We start from the raw sequence: 16,018 nt of genomic DNA, 5'->3' as shown, positions 1-16,018 counted from the left end.
ACGAGCAACTTTACGCATTGCCGAGTTAGGTTTTTTAGGTGTAGTAGTGTAAACACGCGTACAAACCCCACGTCTTTGTGGACACGAATCTAAAGCAGCCGATTTACTCTTCTTGGTTATTTTGGCTCTTCCTATTCGTACTAATTGTGAAATTGTTGGCATATATATTATATATAAATTTAATAATCCTCTTTTAAGAGGGCCGCAAAGGTAGAAATTAAAATGTAAAATTCAAACCCTAATTCATTAATTTTCATAACATTTATGATTTTTTTTTCTAAGCTTACATTATTAGTTTAACTTTTCCGTTAGATTTACATTATAAAACAGCAATTTAACTGGTGCAAAAAACTGGCATTTTATACCTTATTATAGTTATAAGCATTTCTTTTGACGTGTTTGGTCAAACTTTATCGCTTCACATCAGCGGAAATAATCCGTATGAAACAAAAGTTTTAGATTCGCTCGATTATAGAAAAAAGCATGAGAATTACGTTTCCATCCAGAATGAAATTGATTTAATTCAAAAAACACTTTTCAATATTGGTTACATTGAAAACCATATCTATCCGCTAAAAAAAAATAACGATTCTACATTTTCAACTCAAATAAGCCTAAAAACAAAGTATAAAGCGATACATATATATTACGAAAGATCGCAAATTGATATAAAACTACTAAACTCAGTTTCAGAAAAAGTATTTGAAAATTATTTTATAATTGATTTTATTCAACTCGAAAGCACTTTGAATTTTATTAATTCCAAAATGATAGAAAAAGGTTTTCCTTTTACAAAATTGAAATTATCCAATATCGAAATTGAATCAAGACATAACCTAAAAGCTTATTTAAATATTGAAACTACAAACCGAAAACGTAATATCAGTAAAATCATAATTAAGGGTTATGAAAAATTCCCCCATTCCTTCTTAAAATACTATTTAAAAATTAAGCCTAATCAACTTTTTAACCTAAATGAAATTAAAACCAAAACTAAAGGCTTAAATAATTTAAGATTTGCAAGCGAGATAAAACCTCCGGAAGTACTTTTTTCTAAAGATTCAACTACCTTATATGTTTACCTCCAAAAAACAGCGAGCAATACTTTTGACGGCTTTTTAGGTTTTGGAACTAATGAAGACACTAACAACCTTCAATTTGATGGCTACCTCAATTTAAGTCTTATCAATAATTTAAATTATGGTGAGTCTTTTAAGTTGAATTACAAGAGTGATGAAAACGACCAAAAAACATTTGAAACTAATTTAAGTCTACCGTATTTATTAAAGTCACCTATCGGTATTGATTTGGCACTTCGCATTTTTAAACAAGATTCATCTTTTAGCACAGTCAACCAATCGGTAAAAGCACATTACCAAATAAACACTAAGCATAAAATTTATTCAGGCATCCTATCAACACAATCAAACAACCTACTAAATGAAAATACTAGCACTACCATTTTCGATTATAATACAAGGTATTTTTCGCTAGGTTATCAATTTCTGAAAAATCAAAATTATAATTCATTATTCCCAATAAACACCAGCATTTTATTTGAAACAAATATTGGAACAAGATACCAAACGGACCAACAAGAAAATCAATCCTTAATGAGTTTTGACGGCTACAAGATTTTAAATTTAGACAACAAAAACAGTTTCTATCTAAGACTTAATGTAGCTAATCTCAATTCAAAAACCTATTTTGAAAATGAATTATTACGATTTGGAGGCATAAATTCCATAAGAGGTTTTGAAGAAAACAGCATTTACGCAACGTTATTTGGATTGATAAACACCGAATATCGTTATCAATTAAACAACACACTCTATATACATTCAATTTCCGATCTTGGTTTTTTCGAAAACGAATTACAAAACACCGAAGAAAGACTTTACACTTTTGGTTTTGGTTTTGGAATTCTGACAAAAACAGGCCTTTTAAAATTTAATTTCGCTAATGGCAAAAATGAGAATAACTCATTTAAATTGGCTAATTCTAAAATACACCTTAGTTTAATTGCGAATTTTTAAATTTAAAATAACACTTTCTTAATAAATAGGCAATAATTAGAAACTTTAACCATAATTTATTGGTTTATTAACAATTTATTTTGATTTTTGAAATTGACTAATTCAAATAATTTTAACATGAAAACAAAGTTTAGTGGAATACTAACGCTTTTGTTAGCGTTTGTCGTGCAATTAACATTTGCACAAGAAAAGACAATTTCAGGTACAGTATCAGATGGTTCTGGTTTACCGCTTCCTGGAGCAACTGTCTTAGTAAAAGGTACTTCTTCGGGTACATCAACAGATTTCGATGGTAAATTCTCAATACAGGCAAAGCAAGGAGCAACCCTTGTAGTTAGTTTTGTTGGTTACACATCCAAAGAAATCAAAGTAGGTGCTTCTAGCACCGTTAAAATAACCTTACTAGAGGATGCAGAATCTTTACAAGAGGTGGTTATTACAGGTTTTGGTAGAAAAGTTGAAAAAAGATCTGCCACCTTCTCCGTACAGGAATTGAACGGAGACGAAATGACTGCCGCTCGTGAAACCAATATTGTAAATTCTTTATCAGGTAAGATTGCTGGTGTACAAATTACAAATAGCTCAGGAGCCGTTGGTTCTTCTTCTCGAGTTATTCTTAGAGGTGCATCTTCAATTACTGGTAACAATCAGCCATTATATGTGGTAAACGGTGTACCATTAGAAAGTGGAAACTTTGGTAATGCTGGTGATGGTGGTGGTGCTGATTTACCAAATGGTATCTCGGACATCAATGCTGATGATATAGAATCTATATCTGTTCTTAAAGGACCAGCTGCTGCTGCACTATATGGTGTAAGAGCATCAAATGGTGTAATTCAAATTGTTACAAAAAGTGGTAATAAAGGTAAAGGCTTAGGAGTTTCTTTCAACAGCACTATGTCTGTTGAAACCCCACTTGTTTTACCTAACTTCCAAAATTCTTACGGTGGTGGAGGTAACCAAGACTTCTATGAATGGATAGATGGTAGCACTGGTAGTGGTGGTGTTGATGAAAGCTGGGGTCCACCTTTAGACGTGGGTTTAGAGTTTGTACAATGGGATTCTTATAAAGTAGGAGGAGCTCCTCTTCCATGGGTTTCAAATCCAAATAACATCAAAGATTTTTTTGATACTGGTATTACTTTAAATAACAGCCTTTCATTTTCTGGCGGAGCAGAAAACATTGGATACCGATTATCCACTGCAACAATGAAACAAACAGGTATGGTTCCAAACACTGATCTTAGTCGATTCTCTGTAAATGGTTCATCTACCTACACAATATCTGATAAATTCACAACTTCAATTGATGTGAATTACACTCGTTCTAAAAGTGATAACTTGGTAACACAAGGTTATAACAACGAGAATCCTGTGCAACAAATGATTTGGTCTCAAAGACAAGTTAACTTCCAAGATTTAAAAGATTGGAGAAATCTACCTTTATCTCCAGAAGGTACAGCTGCTGCGGGAACACCCTTAAACTGGAATACTGTTTACCAAAACAACCCTTATTGGGTGTTAGACACAAACACAAAACAATATGCTAAAGACAGACTTGTAGGAAATATTGGATTTAATTACGCAATTAACGACCAATTTAATGTTAGCGGTAAAATAGGTTCAAACTTTTGGAACTCTAGACAAAACAACAGACAAGCTTTTGGAAGTAATAGTGCTCCAAATGGATTCTATGAAGAAATTAACCGTACTTATTTTGAAAGAAACACGGAGTTAATAGCTACTTATAACACAAAAATTACTGACGATTTACATTTTGAAATAAGTGCTGGTGGAAACTCTATGTACAGAAAATCAGAATTAGCTCAAACACAAGTTCCTCAACTTCAATTACCGGACTTTTACAATGTAAGCAACTTAGCTGCAGGTAGTAGCTGGGTGGTAAACAACTCATTTTCAGAGCAAAAAATAAACAGTTTATTTGGATTTGGTAAATTCTCATATAAAAACTATTTATTTTTAGAATTTTCAGGAAGAAATGACTGGTCTAGTTTATTACCAATTGCTAATAATAACTTCTTCTATCCTTCTGTAACAGCTAGTGCTGTTATTACTGATATGGTTGATATAAATTCAGATGTTTTATCATTTTTAAAACTACGAGGTGGTTGGTCTGAAGTTGGTGGTATTGGTGCTTTAAGCCCATACAGTTTACAGCCAACTTATTCTTTATCCACTGAAACATGGGGTGGAAATTCTGTGGCTTTCTTGCCAAGTCAGTTAAACAATCCTAATATTAAATCAGAATCAACTACTGGTGTTGAATTTGGTATGGACCTTAGATTATTTAATGGTAATGTTCGTTTTAACGCAACTTATTACGATCAAACAAGTTCTGATCTTGTAGTACCTGTACAGGTAACTGCAGCTTCTGGTTATACTAGCGCGGTTCAAAACGTTGGTGAAATGAACAACAAAGGTATTGAGCTACAATTAGGTTCTACCTTAGTTCAAAGTGGTGACTTTACTTTCGACTTAGATTTAAACTTTGCTAAAAACAAAAACGAAGTTGTTTCGTTGGGTGGTTTAGAATCCTTAGTACTTGGTGGTCAATGGAATATGACATTGGAAGCTAGAGAAGGTTTACCATATGGCTCAATAGTAGGAACGTATTTCGAAAGAAGTCCTAGTGGTGAAGTAATATATGAAAATGGATTGCCTACAATTGCAACAGGAACAAAGGTATTAGGCAACATTACTCCAGACTGGACTGGTGGCGCTAATTTTACATTCTCATACAAAAACATAAGTTTAAATGTATTAGTTGATGCTAAAATAGGTGGTGATATTTATACTATGACAAATACATGGGGTAGATATGCAGGTGTGTTATACGAAACATTAGCAGGAAGAGAAAATGGTATTATTGGTGACGGTGTTATGTTGGTTGATGGGGATTATGTTCCTAATAATGTAACAGTAACTGCAGAAGACTATAACAAAAGAGCATACTCAAACAGTATCGTTGAAAGTTCTGTTTTTGATGCATCTTACGTTAAATTAAGACAGGTAATGTTAAACTACAAACTACCTAGAAGATTAATTGATAAAACGTTATTTACAGATATAAACTTCTCTTTGGTAGGTAGAAACTTGGCTATTTTGCATAAAAATGCACCTCACATTGACCCGGAATCTTCATTTAGCGATGATAACTCTGAACAAGGTCAAGAATTTGGTCAATTACCATCTGCAAGAAGTGTTGGTTTAAATATTCAATTGAAACTATAATAACAATTATAAAAATAACATTTAAACATATGAAACGATTTAAAATTATATCATTTTTATTATCAGGCTTATTAGTTTTAGTAGGTTGTGATAATAATTTTGAAACGCTAAACCAGGATCCTAACAATCCTACAGCAGTCCCTTCAAGTCTTCTTATTCCTGGAATAGCAAGAGGGGCTCAAAACAGATCTTACAGCACATTTGTTGGAGGAGATATGGGAGCATGTTGGGCTCAACAATTTTCTAAAGTACAATACAACGATGAGGAAAGATATATCCCTAGACAATCTGTTATTACGACTGTTTGGGATGACTTCTACGCCGTAGTAATATCAGACGCTAATTCTATGTATAACATTGCTTCAGAAGAAGAAAATAATAACATGATGGGTGTTGCTTTAACTTTACAAGCATACGGATACTCATTCTTAACAGATGTTTTTGGTGATATCCCATTTACTGAGGCTATTAAAGCTGGTGTTGATGGAAATATTTCTCCTGTTTATGATGAACAAGAAGTTGTATACAATGGTATTTTAAAGTTACTTGACGATGCCATTGCATTGTTAGGAACTTCTGGAACTATAGATTCTACAAATGATATTATATATGGCGGAGATGCCACTTTATGGAAAAAATTTGCAAGTTCTTTAAAATTTAGAGTGCTTATGAGAGCTTCTGCCAAAATGGACGTAGCTTCACAATTGCAAGCCTTAGTATCTGCTGGAAATTTATTCACAAGTAATTCTGAAGATGCTCGATTAGTTTATTTAGGTGCCGACCCAAGTGCAAATCCACTTTATGAAACTATTGTGTTTGGTACTCGTGGTGAATGGAAAGTTAATTCTGTAATGATTGATATGTTAGCAAGCACTAACGATCCTCGTTTGGCTGTATATGCGCAGAAAAATGCCGACGGCGTTTATAGAGGGAAGCCTTCTGGCCTAAATGATGTTCCAAGTGATGACTATAACTACACAAATGTTTCTGCATTGGGTACGTTCTATTTACGTCCTGAACTTCCAGGATTCTTTATCTCCTACCCTGAACTTAAATTCTTAATGGCCGAAGCGGTTACTAAAAATTATATTACAGGTAATGCAAATACACATTATTTAGAAGGAATTAGAGCTTCAATGGAGTACAACGGCGTTTCTACAGCCGATATTTCTTCTTATTTATTAAACAAATCTTTAGCTACTTCATCAACACAAGCAGCCCTTACAGATATCGCAACCCAAAATTGGATTGCTCTTTATTCTCAAGGTGTTGAAGCATGGACTGAATGGAGAAGAACTAAGATTCCTGCTTTAACTCCTGCAATAGATGGTGCTTTAACACAAATACCATTGCGTTACAACTATCCTACAACTGAGGCTTCTATTAATAAAGCCAATTATGAAGCGGCTGTTTCGTCTCAAGGTACAGATAATTTAACGACACCTCTTTGGTGGATGGATTAATTTACAAACTATTAAAATAAAATTATGAAAGCAATAAAAATATTAAGCCTATTATTTCTCACACTTATTACAGTTTCGTCTTGTAATGATGCTGATTTAAATGTGGATAATCCAGATGGTAACTATAGCGAAGGCGGACTTTTAGATGTTAAAAACACTTCTATTAATTACGTAGTTGGTAATCCTGGTCCTTATTCTGCTTCAATAAGAGTATACCAAGGCGCTGTGAAAACAACAAGTATCAGAGTGAGCAAAACTTTTTACACTTCTAAAACAGTTACAGACACAGACGGTGTTGAATCAAAAGTTGTAGTAAAGTCAAATACTATTGATGATTTCAAAACAATTACGGTAACTGGAGACCAAAACAGTTTGGTAAATTATAGTTTTACTTTTGAAGAATTGGCTGCTGACTTAATCGCAGATGGAAGTCCGTTATCAACCAATGACGGAGATTACTTAGTTGGAGATTACTGGCAATTGGATTATTATGTAATGACCAGCAATGGCGAACGAATTAATTATCAAAGCACTAAAGCAACTGTATCTACAAGATTTGCTGGTACATATACAGTTTTACAAGGTGATTATTGGAGAATTGGAGAGTATTATGCAAACTATTTTAATCCTACTGTGGTAATTGAATCTATTGATGCTTCTATCTATAAGCACAATGGAATTTCTGCTTGGGATGACAACACATTCTATTTCACCGTTGATTCTGATACAGGTAAAATTACCATATTAGAAACTAATTTAGATGGAACAGCTACCTTATTAAATGATAATCCAATAATTACATGTGATAATTTTGCGATGACTACAGCTCCTTGTACGGGATCTAATATAGCAATCAAAAATGATGTAACAGGTGAAGACCAATTAATACTAACTGTAGGTTATTTTACATCTGGATCAGGTCCAAGAGAATTTTATGAAAAACTACAAAAGATTGTAGATTAATTTAACATTAAAAAAAATAAAATGATAACAAAAAATTATAAAAATATATTTTCTTGCCTGTTAGCATTAACTATAAGTATCATTGTAGTTAGTTGCGATCAGGAAGAGAATACAGGATATAGCTCTTTGGTACCTACCGCACCAAACTTAACAGTTACCACAACGGTAAGCAACTTAAATTTAATAGAAGACGACTCTTCTTATGGATTTACAGCAACCTTAAGTACAGTGCAAATGGTAGATGTAAAGTTACATGTAAATCAAATAGCAGGAGATGCTACCTTAGGGGAAGATTATACTGTAGATAGTGAATTGGTAATTAGAGCTGGATCGCTATCTGCTACTGGTAAGATTACTATTCTTTCAGATGATATAGCAGAGGAAACAGAAACTGTTAAAATTCAAATTGGTGATGACACAACTGCCAATGCTTCGATAACCCCTGCAACAATGGAATTCACTATATTAAATTATACAGAAGGTGATTTAGCAATTAATTTAGAATGGGCTATTGCCACGACTACAACTGATAATTCAGGAGTAGAAATCGAACCAACAGACTTTGCTGATATGCGTCTTTTAATCTCAAGTAGTGAAGATGTTGTAGGTGATATTGATGAGGCTGATGGCGCTGGTTTTGAAGGTTTAGTTTTACCTTCAACAACACCTGATGGAACCTATTATGTAATGGCTGATTTCTTTGATGTAGATACATCATTATCAAGAGACATGAATTTGGATATCAATTTTAACCAAACAGGTGTGATCTCAAACGAAATGATGGCTTTCCCTAACGCTATAAATTCAACTGAATTTTGCACTTACGTGTCAACATACTACATAATGGCTGAAATTGTAAAATCTGGTTCTACTTATACAATTAATAGAGTTGGAGAGAAAAAGAGTAAAATTGTAGCCGATATAAATGCTTCAATTTTTATAGGAACCGCTACAGCAGTTGAAGACGAATGGGCTGATTATTCTCCTGGAGACACAACAGAATTACTACCTGTGCTTGGAGATCCTTACTCATTTATTATAGACACACCTTCTTACATGACTTGGATTGCTAACAACGATACAGCTTACATGGTGGTAACTATTGATCCATTAACCTTAAATGTTACTGTTCAAGCAAATACTTGGTTCGACTATGGCCAACCTGGTGGTGGCGGAGATGAATATGGAACTGGTACAGTTAACCCTTGTACTGGAGAAATAACCTTATCAATTACCTACGATTTGGGAGCTTGGGGACTTTATGAAAATCAAACTTTAATATTTTCTACACAATAAAAGTTTTTAAATAGTTTGAAAAAACCATCAGTTTTTAAACTGATGGTTTTTTTTTGCATGATGCTAAACAATAAGTAATTTATTTGAGAATTAAACAACCTCATAAATTATCAAATACTATAAAGAATAGTAATAATCAACTATTTTAATAACATCCTCCTCCTTGGTAAAACGTAATTTATTTTCTTTAATAAAATTAGATGTTGCCTCTTGGTTAGAATTTAATATTTGCATAAAGTCCTTCTCCTTTAATCTTACTTCTTCATATAACCCATCAGCATTCTTTAAATAATAAATTGTCTTATCCTGAAACTCAAGAGGTAAATTATTTATGGTTTGACTACCCTTACTTCGGTTAGGGTCAAATACGACCTTAATATTCTTTTTTATTAAAAAATTAGATTTAAAATTATTTCCTAGAATTTCATAGTAACCATTTTTTACAGTATCCACGAAGTTAATACCATCTAACATTACAAAATAATGATTTAAACCACTATCGAAAATCACAAACCCTTTTATTTTTTCATCCTCAATAGCGACAATTTCAATAGGATTATCCCTAAATTTAATTAAAATACGATCATTGTAAACATCATATTTTAAAAATTCTTGTTTCATTACGACACTATCCTTAATAAATAACTCACCTTTATTCCACTCATTATAAATATAATCTTTGCCTTTAATTTCATTATTAGGAGTTATAATAATTCGATGTAACGATCGCTCTCCTAGGTTATCTAAATTTTGAGCATCAATACTAATAAAACATAAGACGACAATAAGTATAATAATTTTTCTCATTCTATTTTAATTTAAAGGAAATATACAAAAAAAGCTAGTGGAAACAATCACCATGTAAAATCTCATATGGCTAGTAAGGTCTAAAAAATTAATAAAAATAAAGGCGAATAAAAACATAGCGTTAATAAACCATCTCTTAATAATAAGGTTATACTTTGTAAAAACCCCTTACAAATACCATCAAAAACAATCCCTATTCCTTTTGTTTAATATCGTTAACCATCTTTTCGTAAGACACTAACAAACAATCAAATAAATAAGTATTTTCGTAATAATTACGTAGTACAAATGTTTATTTTAACGGAATTTTATTGTTTTTTTAACTTATTATTTGGAGTTTTGTCATTGACTAATTCAAAAAATCTTAAAATGAAAAGAAAGTTTAGTGGAATTCTAACGCTATTATTAGCGTTTGTTGTGCAACTAACATTTGCACAAGAAAGAACAATTTCAGGAACAGTTTCGGACGCTTCGGGCTTCCCGCTTCCTGGAGCAACCGTTGTAATTAAAGGGACCAATACAGGAACGTCTACCGATTTCGACGGAAAATATGCAATAAAGGCAAACTCAGGTGCTTCCCTAGTTTTCAGTTTTGTTGGATACACTACCAAAGAAATAAAAGTGGGTACTTCAAGCACTATTAATACCACCATGCAAGAGGATGCTACATCACTTGAAGAAGTTGTAGTCGTTGCGTATGGTACGCAAACAAAGAAAGCTATAGTTGGTGCCGTAGCCGTAGTATCATCCGATATAATAGAAAACCAACAGGTTACTTCAGTAACTACCGCACTACAAGGTAGTGTTCCTGGTGTTAGTATTATAGCAAGCGGTGGACAACCAGGTGACAACCCAACCATCAGAATACGAGGTGTTTCGTCAATCAATGCATCTGCTTCTCCTTTAATTATTTTAGATGGAGCTCCTTTTAATGGAAACTTAAATACCATCAGTGCAGATCAAATTGAAAGTATGAATGTACTTAAAGATGCCTCTTCAACATCATTATATGGATCTAGAGGTGCGAATGGAGTTATTTTAATAAATACTAAAAAAGGTAAACTTAACGCTCCAACTACAGTATCAGTTAGATCTACAGTCGGTTTTGCTAACCAAGCTGTACAACCTCACGAGTTATTAGACACTGATACTTTTACAGAATATACTTGGGAAGCTATGCGCAATGCAGCACAATATGAAGATGGTCTATCTTCTGCAAATGCAGCAACTTACGCTTCAAACAATTTAATTCCAATTTTAGGTTATAATCCTTACGGAATCGCAAATCCTGTGGGAACTGATGGCAAGTTAGTATCCACTACCAAGTTATGGGATACGGATTGGGAAAATTTACTTTTCAACGATGCTGCTACTAGACAAGAACACTCTATAAGTGTTTCAGGAGGTAGTGAAAACACATCATATTATTTCTCTGGGAACTACTTAAATCAAGAAGGAAGTATCAAAACTTCAGATTTTGAGAGAATCACGACACGTTTAAACATTGATAGTAAAGTAAAAGAATGGTTCAGAATGGGATTAAACCTATCTTATTCAACTTCAAGTCAAACTTACCCAGATCAGAGTGGTTCTTCCTATACAAGTACAATTCAGTGGATTAACAACTTATCATCATTTTATCCATTATACAGACATGATGCAAATGGCAACATAGTTTTAGATAACGACGGTAATCCAATTTATGATTATGGCAATACTGCAGGTCAATCTCTTAACGCTGCCAGACCACAATACCAAGGAGAGAATATTGTTGGTTCTTTATATTTATATAATGAAATATACAAAAGAGACAATATTACTGCGAACACCTATTTTCAAGTTAATATAACACCAGATTTGAGCTTTAAAACTCAAGTTTCTTATGAAAAATATATTTATGACTATTTTAGCTACAACCATAGCGAATATGGTGTTGCTGCTAGTGTTGGAGGGCGTGTTGACCAAGATAGAAACTTTGTTACCACTACAAACATGATTAACTCATTAAACTACAACAAAACGTTTAATGATCATAAAATATCTGTTGATGTTATACATGAAGCTTTTAAAAGAAGTGACGATGACTTGGGTGCTCAAGGTGTTGGTTTTTTACCAAACGTAAAGGTATTAAACGGTAGCACGACTCCAGAAGGTGTAAGCGGTGCCATTTCAGACGAGACTTTAGATTCGTATTTAGCTAGACTTTCATACAACTACAAAGAGCGCTATTATGTTGAGGGATCTTTTAGAACAGATGGTTCTAGTAGATTCAGTTCAGATGTTAGATGGGGTAATTTCTACTCGGTTGGTGGTTCTTGGATCATATCAAACGAAGATTTCTTATATAATAACGATGTTGTAAATTTATTTAAAATTAGAGCTTCTTATGGTGAACTTGGGAATAATTTAGTTTTAGATGACCTAGGAAATTCGGTTTACTTCCCTTACCTATCACTTTTTGAAACAGGAGAAAACGAACTAGATAACACAGGTGTATTATTAGGTCAAGTAGCCGACCCAAGACTAACATGGGAAAAAACTGCTTCTAGCAATATTGGTGTAGATTTCGAACTATTTAATCACCTTATCAACGGATCTGTTGATTACTATTCAAAAGAGTCTGTTGATTTAATATATAACAAACCGTTAGCAGTATCAACAGGTAACGAATCTATCACAACTAATATTGGTGCCATTAAAAATTATGGTGTAGAGGTTGCGTTAAGTGCAAATATTATCAATAAGGAAAATTTTAGATGGACACCAAGTGTTAACTTTTCGTTTGACAGAAACGAAATTACAGAACTAAGCCAAGAATCGTTTATTAACGGTACTAAGCGATGGGAAGTTGGTAAGTCTTTATACGAATTTTATATGCAAGAATGGGCAGGCGTTGATCCACAAAACGGTTATGCGCTTTGGTATAAAGATGTGCTAGACACAAACGGTGAACCAACAGGAGAAAGAGAAGTTACTAGTGATTATGCTGAGGCTTCTAGAAACTATTTGGACAAATCATCCTTGCCAGATGTTATTGGAGGTTTCAATAATTCAATTGTTTGGGGTAATTTTGATTTCAATATTTTATTTAATTTCAGTATGGGTTCATACATTTATGATTCCAATTATGCTGGTTTATTTGGTGCGTTCGAAACTGCTGGAATACCAGGTACTGTAGATTTAAATAATAGATGGCAGGAACCTGGAGATATCACAAATATTCCATTATTACTAGCATCTCAAAACGATTTTTCTAGTAGATCTGATAGATTCTTATTTAAGAATGACTATTTAAGATTAAAAGCATTAACGTTTGGTTACAACTTACCCAAACAAACCATTAACAAGTTTGGGATATCAAAACTAAGAGTTTATTTTCAAGGAGATAATCTAGCAACTTTCCAAAGTCATAAAGGCTTAGATCCAGAACAAAGTTTAGCTGGAACTACAGATTACCGTTCATATAACCAAAGAATATTTTCATTTGGTTTTAATTTAGACTTTTAAAAATTTAGAAAAATGAAAAAATATATAATTTTACTACTTATACCCTTCATAACTATTAGTTGTGAGGATAATTTCTTAAACGACCCAGCACCTACAAGTTCGGTTTCGGATGTTGTTATTTTTGGATCTAGAGAAGGGGCGGAAGCTTTACTATCTGGAATTCACAGAAATTTTAGAAGACAATTCACCAGAACAGATGCTGGTGGTGTTTACTCGCTTTATTTTGCAAGAGCCGTTAAAGGGAACGATTTAATCCAGAATTCTTGGTACAATTTTGATTATGACAATGATAATAGAGAACCTACTTATACCAGAACTATTTTTAACTGGGAATACCCTTTTTATATGATTAATCAAGCAAATAGTTTAATTAATGGGGTTGAATTAAGTAGTTCCATATCGGAAGCAGACAAAAGTGAGTTAATTGCGCAGGGAAAAACTATTAGAGCATTTTTCTATTTTCAATTAGCCATGGAGTTTCAACACACTTATACTTACGATTCATCATTGCCAGCACCACCTATCTACACAGAGTTATCCTTAGATGGTAAACCAATGAGCACACTTGATGAAATGTATGCTTTAATTCTTTCAGATTTAACAGAAGCTGTTGAAAATTTAAATTCATCAAGATTAGGCAAATCGTATGTTAATCAGCAAGTTGCTAATGGTATATTAGCCAATGTATATTTAGTAATGGAAAATTGGGCTGGTGCAGCAGAAGCAGCTCATAATGCCTACGGAGGGGATGTTTCGGCTGTTTTAGATCCTAACAATTATGATGATGGCTTCGATGATATTAATAATATGGAATGGATTTGGGGTATGCCTCAAACAACCGATCAATCAAATTATTATTATATCGCACCACATGCATTTACAGATCATCAAGCAGATGCCTATTATGGAACATACATAAATAGAGACTTTGTAGCTTTATTTTCAGATTCAGATGTTAGAAATTTATTTGAAACTCCATATGGTGGTTCAGATGCCAATTGGAATTATTACACCACTACCAAGTTTCATTTCGCATTTGATTCAGACATACCTCTTATGAGAACTCCAGAAATGATTTTAATTGAAGCAGAGGCGTTGTTTAAACAAGGCGGTGCAAATGTGGATACCGCACACGATTTATTATTTCAATTACAATCTAACAGAGACCCATTAGCTGTAAAATCAACTAATACTGGAAATGCCCTTTATGAAGAAATTTTAGTTGAAAGAAGAAAAGAACTATATGCAGAAATTGGTGTAGAATGGTTTGATGCCAAAAGGCTAAGAAGAGGTATTACAAGAACTGGAAATCATAGATTAATTAACTCAGGACTTTTACCTGATGACAAAAAGTTCTTTTTAAAAGTTCCACAAAAGGAAATTGACGCTAATGAAAACATTGACAACAGCGTTAATGCAAATCGATAACAATTAGTATAATCGTTTAAAAATTAACTAATGAAACATATAACATACATTTTTTTAGCAATATTTTCTTCAATATTACTTTACAATTGCGAAGAAGACACCAATGAATCTAGCCTTAGTTATGTAACTTTTGGAAACGCTAGTTACTCCGCTGGAGTTGATGTTGGTGGTGAAACTACAGTAGATATTCCAATTTACACTTCAAACATTACAGGTAATGATAGGACCTTCAGTTTATCAATTGATGGAACAGGTGCATCAGATAATTCATATACCGTACCTCAAACCGTTACGGTACCTGGTGGAACAAACAAAGGTGTTTTAAGCATAAACCTATCAGACGTCAACCTAGGAATAGGTATAAACAAAGTAATTGTTAATTTTGTGGCAGACGGAACAGTAGCTAACATTGGAGACGGAACAACTATAAATTACTACCAGATTTGTAATGAAGTAACTTTAACTTTAGATTTAGCCTTCGATAGTTATCCCGAAGAAGCTTATTGGGAAATACAAAATTCCCTTGGAGATGTAATTGCTTCAGTTGAAGAAGGAACCTATTCAGGAATGAGCACTGCATCCGAAACAATTTCGATTTGTGGAGATAGAGACTTCATTTTCATCTTAAAAGACAGTTATGGAGATGGTGGGCACACCTTCTCTTTAAAATTAGATGGAGTTGTTATTGCTCAAGTTACGCAACCGTACAGCTATGATAGTTCAATCAGCACACCATTTGAAACTAAATAAACAATAAAAGAATATTTTTTTCATAAAAAAACCACTTCTTAGGAGGTGGTTTTTTTATGTCTAAATCTTTTAATGCCTAATGCCAAAATCAATAAAAAATCTTGACTAATTTCACATAAAATGATTTCCTATCACCCCTTATAATGTTAGAATACATTTAGCAAAAACAATTTTTGTAAGAAAAAAGATGTTATTTGTTAAATAATAAAAACAAAAAACAATTAATAAATCGCAAAACCTTTTCAAGTAAAGGATTCCATTCGCTTCAGACAAGTTTTACAATATAAATTATATTTCAACCTTCTCACATTTGGATTTTATTACAAAAAAAAATTATAAAAAACTATGACATTTGCCTGGAATAGCGGAAGTTAAGATTAAAACAAACACAATTCATCTTAATTTAACAATTAAATAACACAATATTTTAACAAATAAAATATTACAAGTTATTTATTAAAAATCATGAAAAAATTACATTAAAACCCAATATTTATTAATTTATTGTTAGAGTTT

General features: G+C 32.9%; 9 protein-coding genes and 1 pseudogene. 8 read left to right on the top strand and 2 right to left on the bottom strand.

Features of this window, described 5'->3' with window-relative positions:
* A pseudogene (locus ABYI63_RS08530) lies at window positions 1–162 on the bottom strand (30S ribosomal protein S12); the annotation flags it as partial.
* Window positions 163–341: 179 nt separating this feature from the next.
* Between ABYI63_RS08530 and ABYI63_RS08525 the strand changes: the two are divergent.
* The 5 genes from ABYI63_RS08525 to ABYI63_RS08505 all read left to right on the top strand — a co-directional run bounded on the left by ABYI63_RS08525 (window position 342) and on the right by ABYI63_RS08505 (window position 9,010).
* Window positions 342–2,036 carry a hypothetical protein gene (locus ABYI63_RS08525; RefSeq protein WP_372755470.1) on the top strand — a complete coding sequence of 565 codons (1,695 nt, stop codon included), beginning with the start codon at window positions 342–344 and terminating at the stop codon, window positions 2,034–2,036.
* A gap of 117 nt (window positions 2,037–2,153) precedes the next feature.
* Window positions 2,154–5,288, top strand: coding sequence for a SusC/RagA family TonB-linked outer membrane protein (locus ABYI63_RS08520; protein WP_372755468.1), 3,135 nt, complete (start codon window positions 2,154–2,156; stop codon window positions 5,286–5,288).
* Between the two features lie 29 nt (window positions 5,289–5,317).
* On the top strand, window positions 5,318–6,751 hold the full coding sequence (locus ABYI63_RS08515) for a SusD/RagB family nutrient-binding outer membrane lipoprotein (RefSeq protein ID WP_372755466.1): 1,434 nt from the start codon (window positions 5,318–5,320) through the stop codon (window positions 6,749–6,751).
* A 24-nt stretch (window positions 6,752–6,775) separates the two neighbouring features.
* Complete coding sequence (locus ABYI63_RS08510) at window positions 6,776–7,714, top strand: hypothetical protein (RefSeq protein ID WP_372755464.1); 939 nt, start codon at window positions 6,776–6,778, stop codon at window positions 7,712–7,714.
* Window positions 7,715–7,735: 21 nt separating this feature from the next.
* On the top strand, window positions 7,736–9,010 hold the full coding sequence (locus ABYI63_RS08505; protein WP_372755462.1) for a hypothetical protein: 1,275 nt from the start codon (window positions 7,736–7,738) through the stop codon (window positions 9,008–9,010).
* 117 nt (window positions 9,011–9,127) lie between these two features.
* Here the strand turns inward: ABYI63_RS08505 and ABYI63_RS08500 are convergent, their stop codons facing one another.
* Window positions 9,128–9,817, bottom strand: coding sequence for a hypothetical protein (locus tag ABYI63_RS08500; RefSeq protein ID WP_372755460.1), 690 nt, complete (start codon window positions 9,815–9,817; stop codon window positions 9,128–9,130).
* Window positions 9,818–10,186: 369 nt separating this feature from the next.
* Here ABYI63_RS08500 and ABYI63_RS08495 point away from each other — a divergent pair, with 369 nt between their 5' ends.
* From ABYI63_RS08495 to ABYI63_RS08485, 3 genes are read left to right on the top strand one after another with little or no spacing between them, the layout of a single operon-like run.
* The gene (locus ABYI63_RS08495) at window positions 10,187–13,324 is read left to right on the top strand and encodes a SusC/RagA family TonB-linked outer membrane protein (protein ID WP_372755458.1); all 3,138 of its coding nucleotides are present in this window, start codon (window positions 10,187–10,189) and stop codon (window positions 13,322–13,324) included.
* 12 nt (window positions 13,325–13,336) lie between these two features.
* Window positions 13,337–14,752, top strand: a complete 1,416-nt coding sequence (locus ABYI63_RS08490; RefSeq protein WP_372755456.1) for a RagB/SusD family nutrient uptake outer membrane protein — start codon at window positions 13,337–13,339, stop codon at window positions 14,750–14,752.
* Window positions 14,753–14,782: 30 nt separating this feature from the next.
* A complete protein-coding gene (locus tag ABYI63_RS08485; protein ID WP_372755454.1) occupies window positions 14,783–15,502 on the top strand; it encodes a hypothetical protein in 720 nt (239 codons plus the stop codon).
* Window positions 15,503–16,018: the final 516 nt, after the last annotated feature.

This window comes from Mariniflexile sp. (assembly GCF_041583155.1).
Lineage (GTDB): Bacteria > Bacteroidota > Bacteroidia > Flavobacteriales > Flavobacteriaceae > Mariniflexile.
Note: the sequence above shows the minus strand (reverse complement) of the source record. Positions and strands in the feature narration are given on the sequence as shown.

Excerpts from the sequence above, each read along its gene's own strand:
- ABYI63_RS08510 (WP_372755464.1), top strand. The coding sequence starts at position 6,776 with ATGAAAGCAATAAAAATATTAAGCCTATTATTTCTCACACTTATTACA.
- ABYI63_RS08505 (WP_372755462.1), top strand. The coding sequence starts at position 7,736 with ATGATAACAAAAAATTATAAAAATATATTTTCTTGCCTGTTAGCATTA.
- ABYI63_RS08495 (WP_372755458.1), top strand. The coding sequence starts at position 10,187 with ATGAAAAGAAAGTTTAGTGGAATTCTAACGCTATTATTAGCGTTTGTT.
- ABYI63_RS08485 (WP_372755454.1), top strand. The coding sequence starts at position 14,783 with ATGAAACATATAACATACATTTTTTTAGCAATATTTTCTTCAATATTA.
- ABYI63_RS08515 (WP_372755466.1), top strand. The coding sequence starts at position 5,318 with ATGAAACGATTTAAAATTATATCATTTTTATTATCAGGCTTATTAGTT.
- ABYI63_RS08490 (WP_372755456.1), top strand. The coding sequence starts at position 13,337 with ATGAAAAAATATATAATTTTACTACTTATACCCTTCATAACTATTAGT.
- ABYI63_RS08520 (WP_372755468.1), top strand. The coding sequence starts at position 2,154 with ATGAAAACAAAGTTTAGTGGAATACTAACGCTTTTGTTAGCGTTTGTC.
- ABYI63_RS08500 (WP_372755460.1), bottom strand. The coding sequence starts at position 9,817 with ATGAGAAAAATTATTATACTTATTGTCGTCTTATGTTTTATTAGTATT.